Source organism: Alteromonas sp. ABE4_545 (assembly GCF_056161325.1).
Window position 1 is genome coordinate 146,690 of record NZ_JBSWYY010000001.1, and the last position, 11,902, is coordinate 158,591.

General features: G+C 46.5%; 10 protein-coding genes and 1 tRNA gene. 4 read left to right on the plus strand and 7 right to left on the minus strand.

What is annotated here, in order from left to right; genetic code table 11:
* The first annotated feature begins 51 nt into the window (after positions 1-51).
* From ACXAH6_RS00765 to ACXAH6_RS00780, 4 genes are read left to right on the plus strand one after another with little or no spacing between them, the layout of a single operon-like run.
* Complete coding sequence (locus tag ACXAH6_RS00765; protein ID WP_474874714.1) at positions 52-1,920, plus strand: TonB-dependent receptor plug domain-containing protein; 1,869 nt, start codon at positions 52-54, stop codon at positions 1,918-1,920.
* The gene (gene cobN / locus ACXAH6_RS00770; protein ID WP_474874715.1) at positions 1,920-5,720 is read left to right on the plus strand and encodes a cobaltochelatase subunit CobN; all 3,801 of its coding nucleotides are present in this window, start codon (positions 1,920-1,922) and stop codon (positions 5,718-5,720) included. The genes ACXAH6_RS00765 and cobN overlap by 1 nt, the downstream gene beginning before the upstream one ends.
* A gap of 6 nt (positions 5,721-5,726) precedes the next feature.
* Positions 5,727-6,227: a MotA/TolQ/ExbB proton channel family protein gene (locus ACXAH6_RS00775; protein WP_474874716.1), complete on the plus strand. Its 501-nt coding sequence runs from the start codon at positions 5,727-5,729 to the stop codon at positions 6,225-6,227.
* A complete protein-coding gene (locus ACXAH6_RS00780) occupies positions 6,214-6,525 on the plus strand; it encodes a DUF2149 domain-containing protein (RefSeq protein WP_474874717.1) in 312 nt (103 codons plus the stop codon). Before ACXAH6_RS00775 ends, ACXAH6_RS00780 begins: the two co-directional genes overlap by 14 nt.
* Positions 6,526-6,582: 57 nt before the next feature.
* On the opposite strand, the gene ychF is transcribed toward ACXAH6_RS00780, so the two are convergent.
* From ychF to ACXAH6_RS00815, 7 genes are all read right to left on the minus strand, one after another.
* Positions 6,583-7,674 (minus strand): redox-regulated ATPase YchF, encoded by a 1,092-nt coding sequence (ychF, locus tag ACXAH6_RS00785; RefSeq protein WP_474874718.1) that lies wholly within the window; start codon positions 7,672-7,674, stop codon positions 6,583-6,585.
* 19 nt (positions 7,675-7,693) lie between these two features.
* Positions 7,694-8,284 (minus strand): aminoacyl-tRNA hydrolase, encoded by a 591-nt coding sequence (pth, locus tag ACXAH6_RS00790; protein ID WP_474874719.1) that lies wholly within the window; start codon positions 8,282-8,284, stop codon positions 7,694-7,696.
* Between the two features lie 5 nt (positions 8,285-8,289).
* Complete coding sequence (locus ACXAH6_RS00795; RefSeq protein ID WP_474874720.1) at positions 8,290-8,913, minus strand: 50S ribosomal protein L25/general stress protein Ctc; 624 nt, start codon at positions 8,911-8,913, stop codon at positions 8,290-8,292.
* 200 nt (positions 8,914-9,113) lie between these two features.
* The gene (locus ACXAH6_RS00800; RefSeq protein WP_474874721.1) at positions 9,114-9,533 is read right to left on the minus strand and encodes a hypothetical protein; all 420 of its coding nucleotides are present in this window, start codon (positions 9,531-9,533) and stop codon (positions 9,114-9,116) included.
* Positions 9,534-9,610: 77 nt separating this feature from the next.
* Complete coding sequence (locus ACXAH6_RS00805) at positions 9,611-10,657, minus strand: mechanosensitive ion channel domain-containing protein (protein WP_474874722.1); 1,047 nt, start codon at positions 10,655-10,657, stop codon at positions 9,611-9,613.
* A gap of 185 nt (positions 10,658-10,842) precedes the next feature.
* The gene (locus ACXAH6_RS00810; protein WP_474874723.1) at positions 10,843-11,790 is read right to left on the minus strand and encodes a ribose-phosphate pyrophosphokinase; all 948 of its coding nucleotides are present in this window, start codon (positions 11,788-11,790) and stop codon (positions 10,843-10,845) included.
* Positions 11,791-11,822: 32 nt separating this feature from the next.
* Positions 11,823-11,898: transfer RNA gene (locus tag ACXAH6_RS00815), tRNA-Gln, on the minus strand.
* Positions 11,899-11,902 lie beyond the last annotated feature (4 nt).

The window sequence follows — 11,902 nt, forward strand, 5'->3', positions numbered from 1 at the left end:
AACGTACCTATGAAAACAATAAATAAATCTTTATTAGGCCTGGCAGTGGCTATGGCAACGTCTGGTGCATTGAGCGCCGAAACTGAATCCAACATTGAATCAATCGTCATTACGTCCAGTTCTTCTGAAAAACTACTGAGTGTTGCGCCAGCAAGTGTCAGCGTTATTACCCAGGAACAAATCGAGCGCAGGGTTGTGATGGATGTCACTGATGCGCTACGAGGCGAAACAGGTGTGAATATGAGTGCCGTTGGTTTTGGCCGAAAAGGCATAGAGATTCGCGGAATGGACGCCGACCAAACTCTTGTGCTTATCGATGGGCAGCGCGTTGGTGGGTCTGCCGATCTTATCGCGCACTCCAATTACGAACTCAGCGCTATTCCTGCCAGTGATATTGAGCGTATTGAAGTTGTTCGTGGCCCCATTTCTGCACTATACGGTTCTGATGCGCTGGGTGGTGTAATCAACATTATTACGAAGAAGGTGAGTCAGAGTTGGCGCACAACTCTGGACGCCATGGGTAGTCAACGCAGTGACGAAGAAAATACTAACAACTATCGACTAGGCGTCTCATCAGCCGGTTCGTTGGCAAATGACAAAGTGTTTGTGCGCGTTGCAGCCTCTCAGCAATATCAGGGTGATGTGGCCAATGCTGACGATCCTGGATTATCTGACATTGAAGGTAATAAGCGTAAAAATGTGCGGGCTAACGTGTCCTGGATGCCTGATGATAATCAAACCATAGATGCGTCAGTTGCGCTGGTTGATGAGTTCCGCTGGCGTGATACCGTATCGCGCAGTACCTATTACACGTACATGGACGATATTGAGCGAGTGCAATTGTCATTGCAACATCAGGGCTCGTGGTCATGGGGTGAATCCACCATGAGGCTGTATCGCACAGAGATAGACCGCGAAAATACGCGAACTGCGGGTATTTCTGCTACTGCACCAAGTACCATTAGCGAAGAGATTGTCGACGGAAAAGTAGCCAAAGAAATCGCTAATCATCACGTCCAAGCCGGTGTGCAGTGGTGGAAGCAAAACCTGAAGAGCGAAGATGTGAATGACCGTGGCGAAAGACAGTCAATTCAGAAATCGCTGTTTATCCAGGATGACTGGGCAATCGATGATAGCGTGTCCCTTTTGCTCGGCGGACGTTTTGACCACCATGACAGTTATGGCTGGGAAACCAGTCCGCGGGCTTATCTTGTTTGGTCTCAGGGCGGTTGGGTTGTTAAAGGTGGTTACGGAGAAGGTTTCAAAGCCCCGAGTCTGAAGCAGCTTTCGCCAGAGTATGAAGCGTCGGCTGCCGGCGGGTTATTTTACATCGTAGGTAACCCGGATCTGCAACCTGAAACTAATAAAGCTTACGAGCTGTCTGTTCGCTACGGTACCAAAAGCTGGCATATCACCTCTACACTATTCAGAACCGATGCCGATGATTTAATCGAAACCTTCTGTGTGTCTGGATGTGATGGCCGGGGTGCTATCCGCAATTATCGAAATGTTGCAAAGTCCTCGCTGCAAGGTGTTGAACTGGCAGCAAGTTGGGATATTAGTGACGCTTTTGCTGTAACGGCGAATGCTAACTATCTGGATGCCCACAATGACACCGACAATGTGGATTTACAAAATAAGCCAGAAACTTCCGGGTATGCCGAATTGCTTTGGAAACCAACAGATAAAATCACCACGCAATTGCGAGTGGAACACGTTGGTGAACAATTGATAGATGAAGATACTTTGCCAAGCTATCAATTGATGTATGTGAGTGCGAGTTACAAGCTAACAGATAACTGGCGTATCCAGGCTAATATTGAAAATCTGACTGATGTGTATCTTCTCGATGAATCTGCAAACTTTGAATTTGTAGAGCCTGGCAGAACGGTATCTATCAGCACGCAGTTGAGTTTCTGATGCGTAGCTGGTTATTGATTATAGCAATCACATTGTTTGCCAGCCCAGTGCTGGCAAACAAGTCAGACACGATACTGGTACTCACGTCAGATTTTGTACCCGCTAATAAATTCAAACAACTGGATAAACTGGCCGCTGATTATCAACTCAGGGTTGAAGTTGCTGTTGCTGGTGTTGATGATCCTGTTAGTCAACAGACGATAGACAACGCACAATTGATGATACTTGACGGCCCCAGGCCGTCAGACCGAGCTGCTGCGGAATCTCTGTTGCCTAACGGCACTGCTAAGATAAGTGTACCCTGGATACAAATTGGCGGTGGGCGTCCCATGTTTGGGCATTTAGCTCCGCCTGTCGCACGTCAACTTATGGGGTACTATCAGCATGGTACGGAGCGAAATTATCGATATATGCTTGCTGGGGTTAAAAGTTTATTAGCGGGGCTGCCACTTACCAGCTTACCGCCAGCAATAACACTATCAGATACTGGTGTTTACTCGCCGTCAGGTCTCTACCCTAATCTGTCGACTTACCTTTCTGACACGGATAATGATTCATTACCGCTGGCCGGCTTTGTGATCTCCGATAGTCTGATCAGTAATATGCAAACCTCGATGCTTGACGCCTTGTATCTAGAAGCCGAGACATTTGGCATCAAGCCAGTCATATTTTGGTTCAATCAGTCGCAAAGCGATGGGCTTACGCAATTCTGGCATGGTTCGCAACCTGTCGCGGTAGTCAACATGACCCATATGCAAAATGGCGAGGCGAGAAAAGCAGAGTTTGCCACGTTGAATATTCCGATCTTACAAGCATTTACTTATCGTAATGGCAGCGTTCAGGATTGGCGAAATGATGTCAATGGACTAGCTGCCGCTACAGCGGCTACTCTCATGGCGGTACCCGAAGCTTGGGGAATGACAGACCCCTTAGTGATCGCCGCGATGGAGGAGGGGGAAGCACAGCTAATCCCCGAGCAAACGTCACTGTTGCTGGGTAAAATCCGGGCGTTATCGCGTTTACAAACTCAAGTAAATCAGCAAAAGCAACTCGCGTTGTTATTCTGGAATACCCCGTCTGGCGAAGAAAACTTTTCTGCCTCAAACCTAAATGTTCCTGCCAGTATTGCATCGGTTATCGCTGAGTTAGCACGCAATGATTATCGTGTCCCCTATAAGACAGAAGCTGAAATCATAGCCAAGGGCAAACAACTGATCGGTGGTTTGTATCACCCTGAACGCTTAGTTGAGCTTTATCAACAGGGCGCAGCTATTTCCCTAAGCGTTGCCGACTACCAACAATGGTTTCAACGTTTACCTGAAACCATCCGTCAGGAAGTGAATGAAAAATGGGGTAAGGTGAACGAGCATTGGGCATTACGTGAAATAAATAATCAAAAGGTGTTTATATTTCCTGCGCAGCAATGGCAAAACCTGTTGTTAATGCCACAACCACCACGTTCAGGGAAAGTAGGCGCGGATACACACGACACCAAAGTACCACCTGATCACTATTATTTGGCAGCCTATTTAGCCCTGCAGCAAAGACTACTTTCTGCGGTAATCCATTTTGGTACCCATGGCACGCAAGAATGGACGCCAGGTAAAGCGAAAGGACTGAGTGCAAATGACTATCCGTTTTTAACTCTTGGGGATTTGCCGGTTATTTATCCCTATATACAGGATAACGTCACGGAAGCATTACAAGCCCGGCGACGAGGTCGTGCGACGACAGTAAGCCATCAAACTCCCGCCTTTGCGCCTTCTGGCTTGTATAAAGAATTACTCGATATTCACGGCTTGATCCACGAATATGAATTGCTCTCCGAAGGACAAGTGAAACAAGAGGTTGTGAATAAACTCATTGCTCAATCTGAAGCCATGTCGCTGGATAAAGAATTGGGCTTCATCCGTGCCGACATTGATCAGGATTTTGCACATTTTTATGATGCACTACACGATCATTTACATGCGCTGGCCGCCAGTGTAACACCACTTGGTTTACACACATTTGGGGTGAGTGCTTTACAAGAACATCGATTGCTTACAGTACTGCAGCAGTTAGGGCCTGATTTTTATGAGGCTGCGGGCGAAAATCCGAAAGAGTATCTGGCGGCCGATTTGGAGACTATCAAAACCAGTAATGCCATGTTGTTATTACGCAATGCTGTGCTAAATGAATTTAACGCGCCCGATAATGAGAGTTTGAATGAATGGCTGGATACTGCACGTTATAACTATGCGCATTTGACCGCGAACAATGAAATGTCAGCACTGTTAAATGCGCTGGATGGTGGGTTTGTTCCCGGGGGACTAGGCGGAGACCCTGTGCGTATGCCTGAAACTACCAGTGGCACCAATCTGTATGGTTTTGATCCACTCAAAATACCTAGCCCATCAGCCTACAAGGCCAGCGAAAAAGCACTACAACAAGTGATCGATAATTATATCGATGCGCATGACCGTGCGCCGAAAAAGCTGGCGTTTTCCATGTGGTCCAGTGAGTCTCAGCGACATATGGGAGTAGTGGAAGGTCAGGTGCTACATGCTTTGGGATTGAGACCCGTTTGGGGCCGCAATGGCCGATTGGAGCGGTTAGAAATTATCCCCCAAGGCGAGTTGGATCGTGAGCGTATCGACGTAGTATTGCAATTAACCAGCTTATATCGCGATCAGTTTGACGGGTTTATGAACCTGCTGGCGGAGGCAATTGCGGACATTGCTGAACTATCTGACGGTAACCCTATTGCGACCAACAGCAAGGCCTTAACGAATGCCCTTATTGCAAAAGGTATAGATGCAGAGCAAGCTGAGGAACTAGCCAAGATTCGTTTGTTTGGTAACGAACCCGGAGATTACGGAACCGGAGTCCCGGACCTTGCTCTTGATTCGACCCGTTGGGATGATGATTCCGCACTGGCTGATCAGTATCTGAGTCGTCTGCAATATGCATTTGGCCGAAAAAACTGGGGAACGCGATTACCCGGCAATTCCAATCTATTTGGTGAGCAATTAAAAGGTGTCGACGCTGCGGTTATGTCACGCTCGTCAAACCTGCACGGTATGTTGTCCACCGACCATCCGTTTGAGTTTCTGGGGGGAATGGCATCAGCAGTGCGCAAGATAAACGGGCAGTCCCCTGAACTCTATATTAATGACTTACGTTCATCGGTGTCCCGTACGGTAACTACTGCGACTTTTATTAGTGAAGAAATGCGTGCTCGTTACCTCAATCCGAGTTGGATAACCAATATGCAAACAGAAGGGTATGCTGGCGCCTTAAATATGTTGGACACCGTTAACAACGTGTTTGGCTGGCAGGCTATGGCTCCGGAGGTGATTAGGGACGATCAGTGGGAAGCACTGAGTGAAGTGTTCGTTGAAGATAAATACGAGCTGGGACTTAACGAGTGGTTTGACGAACAGCATCCCGTTGCCCAAATGCAATTGATCGAACGTATGGTTGAGGCCATTCGCAAAGATTACTGGCAAGCCAGTGATAAGGCGAAGGCAGCATTGGCACAGCGTTACGATGAGTTACAACAAGCTAATCCTCAACATGCTGCGCCAGAGAAAACCGAACAGTTTTTACAGGAAATGATGGCGGGGTTCGGTTTAGGAACACAACCGAGAGGTGCAGGGCAAATGGTCTCTGGCCAAACCTTAAAAAAGGTAGAAAGCCCGCCATCCGCAACTTCGTTACCTGTTCTGCAACTGTTAATGATTGCCGGAATCTTGTTATTACTGGCGGTTGGTATTATTGCTCAGAAGCGTAAAAACAAACTATTTTCACAGAGTTAATTATTGATGAATGAATTTGAATCTGTTTTGTACGGCCTTACCCGATTCTTTTTGTATCCGGTTATGGGGCTTATTTTGTTGTCTTTGGCCTACGCGTTGGTTGCATTGGGGCGTTTTGTTATGGAGCATATTCAGCGTTTTCAGCGCGTTTATGCGTCTGAACTACTCTACTTGTATCGTCAGGGTCAATTAACCCATACCGATGACGTTGAATTGTGGATCGTAAAACGGCTGGAAAACCTGCGCATAGTGACGCGTACCGCACCTATGTTGGGTTTAGTCGCCACTATGATTTCAATTGGCCCTGCCTTGCTGGCTTTAGGAGAGGGCGAGGTGAGTGAGGTGTCGAGTAATATGGTTGTGGCATTTTCAGCGGTAATCTTGTCATTGGTTGCAGCTAGTATTACTTTTGCTGTTGTTACGGTGAAACGCCGCTGGTTGTTGGAAGAATTACGCGAATTTGAAAAGCAACAACAGGCAGCGGAGGCGACCCATGCGCTTCCTTGACAGTGACGACGCTGATGACCCCATTTTGTCGGTGGTCAACCTGGTCGATTTGTTCTTGGTTATTATCGGCATTTTGTTGGCGGTCATTGCTGCCAACCCGTTGAACCCATTTTCCAATAAAGATGTCGTTGTTATTGAAAATGCCGGTAAGCCGGATATGAAAATGACAATCAAAGAAGGCGAGAAACTAACTAAATACGAATCGTCTGGTGAGATTGGTCAAGGACAAGGCGTGAAGGCTGGCGAAACATTTCAGATGGCTGATGGTACTCTGATTTACGTGCCGAGTGATGAGTAACAAAAAGCCCCGTTATCGAACTCGATAACGGGGCTTCAACAATGCTTTAGGTTTAACTTAGACGTTAAAACGGAAGTGAATCACATCACCGTCTTTTACGATGTAGTCTTTCCCTTCTAGACGCCATTTACCTGCGTCTTTAGCACCTTGCTCACCGTTAAACTCAACAAAGTTGTCGTAACCAACCACTTCAGCACGGATAAAACCTTTTTCGAAATCGGTATGGATTTTTCCGGCGGCTTGAGGTGCAGTTGAACCTTCAGGGTAGGTCCAGGCACGCACTTCTTTCACACCGGCGGTGAAGTAGGTTTGTAGCGTTAGCAAGTTATAACCAGCGCGAATTACACGGTTAAGGCCAGGCTCTTCTAAGCCCATGTCTTCCATAAACTCGGCTTTTTCATCGTCATCGAGTTCGGCTATTTCAGACTCGATTGCGGCGCATACTGCAACCACAACCGCGTTTTCGCCTTCAGCAATCTCTTTAACTTTATCGAGTAGTGGGTTGTTTTCAAAACCGTCATCATTCACGTTAGCAATGTACATGGTTGGCTTAAGCGTCAACATGTTCATATAGCTAATCGCGGCTAACTCTTCTTTGCTCAGTTCGACAGAACGAAGAAGGGCACCTTCATCTAGGTGAGGTTTGATTTTTTCTAGTACCTTGAGTTCAAACTTGGCATCAGCGTCGCCACCTTTGGCCCGCTTAGCTACACGAAGCAAGGCTTTTTCTGTGGTTTCTAAATCAGCCAGTGCAAGCTCAGTGTTGATAACGTCAATGTCGTCTTGAGGGCTAACTTTACCTGCAACGTGAACAATGTTCTCGTCTTCGAAACAACGTACTACGTGGCCGATGGCATCGGTTTCACGGATGTTAGCCAAAAATTTATTACCAAGACCTTCACCTTTTGAAGCGCCTTCAACCAAACCGGCGATATCAACGAATTCCATGGTGGTTGGTACAACGCGCTCTGGCTTAACAATTTCTGCAAGCTTGTCGAGACGAAGATCAGGAACCGCAACAACACCTGTATTGGGTTCAATAGTACAGAAAGGGAAGTTTGCCGCTTCGATTCCTGCTTTAGTCAGTGCGTTAAATAGCGTTGATTTACCTACGTTAGGCAAACCGACAATGCCACATTTAAATCCCATGATGGATCCTTGATATCAATTAACTGTTGTCTGCTTTAAAGCTATGCAGGCGATTTTGCGCCATTTTTAGATCATTTTTAAGCAAAATTTCGGTACAACGTACAGCTTCGTCTATGGTGTCTTCAATGGCTGCCTTTTCGGCGGCTGAAGGTTTACCTAATACATGACCTGTCACCTTGCTTTTATGGCCGGGGTGCCCGATACCAATTCGCAAGCGTAGAAAGTTTTTGTTGTTGCCCATTCTAGCAACAATGTCTCTAATGCCATTTTGGCTAGAGCTACCACCGACTTTAAATTTGGCAACGCCTGCAGGCATATCCAATTCATCAAAGGCGACGAGAATCTGTTCAGGTTCAATTCGATAAAAGTTTGCTAGTGCAGCTACTGCTTGGCCACTTTTGTTCATAAATGTTGTAGGGAACAATAAGCGAATATCTTGTCCGGCAATGTTGATACGGCCGGTTTTACCGAAGAACTTACTTTCTGGAGTGAGGGAGGTGTTGTAGCAACGAGCGAGTTCGTTGAGAAACCATTCGCCAGCGTTGTGTCTGGTTTGGGCATATTCGGGGCCTGGATTACCCAGGCCCACGATAAGACGAATATCCGTCAAGCTGATTATTCCTCAGCTGCGTCTTCTTCTGCTTCTTCAGCGCCACCCTTAGGTGCTTTGATAGTGATAACCGCTAGGTTATGCGCTTCGTCATCTTTAGCTAGCTCAACAGAAGCTACGCCAGCAGGAAGAGTTACGTCAGAAAGGTGAAGAGTTTGACCCATTTCTAGACCAGCAACGTCAACTTCGATGAACTCAGGAAGGTTTGAAGGCAAGCAAGTTACGTCGATTTCTGTAACGTGGTGCTCAGCGATACCGCCAGCTTTAACAGCTGCGTTGTTTGCTTCGTTGATGAAGTGAACAGGAACCTGAGTGTGAACTTCTTGACCAGCGATAACACGTTGGAAATCCAAGTGTGTTACTTTTGGCTTGTACGGGTGACGTTGAACGTCTTTAAGAAGTGCTTCAACTTTTTCGCCACCGATGTTCAAAGTAAGAACGTGTGAGTAGAAAGCTTCAAATTCTTGAGCTTGGATAACTTTGTTGTGTTCCAAAGTTAGTGCTACAGGCGCTTCTTCACCACCGTAAAGGATCGCAGGAACTTTGTCAGCGTGACGTAGGCGGCGGCTCGCACCTTTCCCTAGGTCGGTGCGGACTTCCGCATCCAAATTAAAAATTGCATCAGACATGTGACTGTCTCCGAGTATATAAATGTTAGATTTAAGCAGGCTTTTGCGACCAAAACCCACTGCTTGCTACCCTTACTCACCTTGCTACCAAGGCAAAATAAAGGCGCCCCGTATTTAACGGGCGGCGAATTCTACCACCACCCTTTGATATATACAAACCTAAAATAGACAGGCTAGGCTGGCGTAAGCAAAACCCTCGATTAAATATTGCTATTGTTGACCGGTTTGGCTTTTTCGGCTTTGCTATCGTCAATTACGTTAACGTGCGTTACTTTGAGAGGTTCGCCGAATTGATAGATGGTCATCATGTCCGGATTTACTGACCCCTCAATTTCTACTATTAAGCCATCTCTTTTATGGGCTTTGGGTAGCCCCATCAAGGTGTATTTTTGGCCATTTACGCTTTCTAAAGCAAAAAAGCCGCCTTCCATGGGTTTAAATCGAATTGTACCTTTCACTTTCACCTGTTTAATTCCGCTATTTTCTCCATCAGATTGCCCAGAATCGGTCGTAGCATGGGCTTTTTCTCCCGATGGTGTTGAAGTGGCGGCTGGGTCTGGTTGAGAGCAGGCCCCTAATAATAAGCAAAAAGATAAGGTTGCGACGGCGCGAACAAACATGAGTGAACTCCTTTTTAGCTGAGCATGTATGTAGTGCTGATTATAGCGCTGAAACTTAACTGTGCGCTGAACAAATGTCATTCTTTCAAATTGTCTTGCGAAGCTACATCATTTTGTTGGCCTTGAAGTGCCGTTAGTTTGACTTTTAACTGCTCTATTTGATCTTTCAATGTGGCTTTCTGCTCGCCTTCTGTGGCGTCTATTTCAACTTGAAGCTCAATAATTTGTTGCTCAATATCCGCTTTTTCCCGATCTTTTTCCTCTGCTTCATTGGCTTTGTCGAACAATATTGCTTCGGGTGTGGCGTCTTCTTTACTTGGTGATACCTGCTGCGGTGGGGCTGGGATCATAACGCTGCCGGCAGGTTGGGGGCGTTGGTTAATAAACCCTGGCGACACAATTTCAATATTGGCCTGATGCAAATGGTCTAGTACTGCTTTGTGCAGTTTTGAACGGGCACTCAGCATGCTTTTCACGTCAGTCAGTAAACCGGCGAGCCTATAGCTAACAGAAAAATCGCCTAATCCAATCACTTGAACAAAAGGCTCTTCCAGTTCACAGGCTTTTGCGGCGTCAATTAGGTGTTTTTCAATTATGCTGTGGTGTATTTCATAGCCTAAGCTTAACTCGACAGAAATAATGGCTCCTGATGATCGTACAACAGAAACTGGGTCGGAAATGAGAACGCTGTTGGCTATGGCAATCAACTCACGAGTTTCAGTTTGAATTTCAGTATCCAGTAAGCCCATTTCTGCCACTCTTCCCGCATGCCCGTTAACACGGATAAAGTCGCCAATACGAAACGGCTTATTGATGCGCAGGACCAAACCAGCCATAAAGTTAGACACTATCGTGGTTGACGAAAAAGCAATGACACCGGATATCAATACACCGATCAACCCAATGACTTGATTACGGGAGCTTTCGCTTACTGGCAAAACTAAAACAATGGCGACAACACCAGCGATGGTGGCAAAAAGTAATACCAACTGGCGAGGTAATTTTTGGTCACTGGATAAGTGCTGATGTTTAGACAGTAGAAGCCAATTGAGGCCCCAAAGTAAAGCGCTGACAACCGCGATAGCGATCACAAGAGGAATAAAAGTATAAAGCTGATTAACCACAGTTGCCTTTTGACCACGTTGAAGAACAAAGATGTATGTAGAGTAGGGGAAACGGGGGAACTAAGCTAGTGGAACGATACGCAGGGACAATGCCAATAGAAGCAAAAGACTGCCACCGCTTATTTATATAGCGAAACAGAGGAAAATACGGCGCAAACCAGAACATAGGTTTGCGCCATCGATATTTAGTATTCGAACATTGCCGAAATAGATTCTTCGTTGCTGATACGACGAATTGTCTCAGCCAGCATTTCTGACAAGGTCAGTTGCTTCACTTTGCTCACACCTTGCATTTCACGACTTAATGGAATGCTGTCAGTTACAATGATTTCGTCGATCACTGATTCTGCTAAGTTGTTTGCTGCGTTACCTGAGAAAATAGCGTGGGTGGCATAAGCGTATACTTTGCGCGCACCGTGAGCTTTCAATGCTTCTGCAGCTTTGGCAAGTGTGCCACCTGTATCGATCATGTCGTCAACAATAATACAGTCGCGGTCTTTTACATCACCGATAATATTCATCACCTGAGCTACGTTAGCTTTAGGACGACGTTTATCGATAATGGCAAGCTCAGTATCGTTGAGTAATTTTGCGGTAGCACGCGCACGCACTACGCCACCGATGTCGGGTGATACAACAACAGGATCTTGGAAATCTCTTTTGATCATGTCGTTCAACAAAATGGGTGTACCAAACGCGTTATCAACAGGCACATCAAAGAAACCTTGAATCTGTTCTGCGTGTAAGTCGATGGTCAAAACACGGTCTACACCGACGTTTGACAAGAAGTCAGCGACGACTTTCGCAGTAATAGGAACACGGGCTGAACGAACACGACGGTCTTGTCGAGCATAACCGAAGTATGGGATAACCGCAGTAATACGACCCGCTGATGCCCGACGTAGGGCGTCGATCATCACAATCAGTTCCATCAGGTTGTCATTTGTTGGTGCACACGTAGATTGGATAATAAAAACGTCCGAGCCACGGACGTTTTCATGAATTTCTACTGCAATTTCACCGTCGCTAAAACGGCCAACAGTGGCGTTTCCAAGCTTGGTGTAAAGACGGTCGGCAACCTTCTGGGCAAGTTCCGGGACGGCGTTACCTGCAAAGAGCTTCATATCTGGCACAAGTGGTTCCTCAGTGCATTGATAAAAGGAGGTGGCTGGGGTAGCAGGACTCGAACCTACGAATGGCGGGATCAAAACCCGCTGCCTTACCAACTTGGCTATACCCCAATTT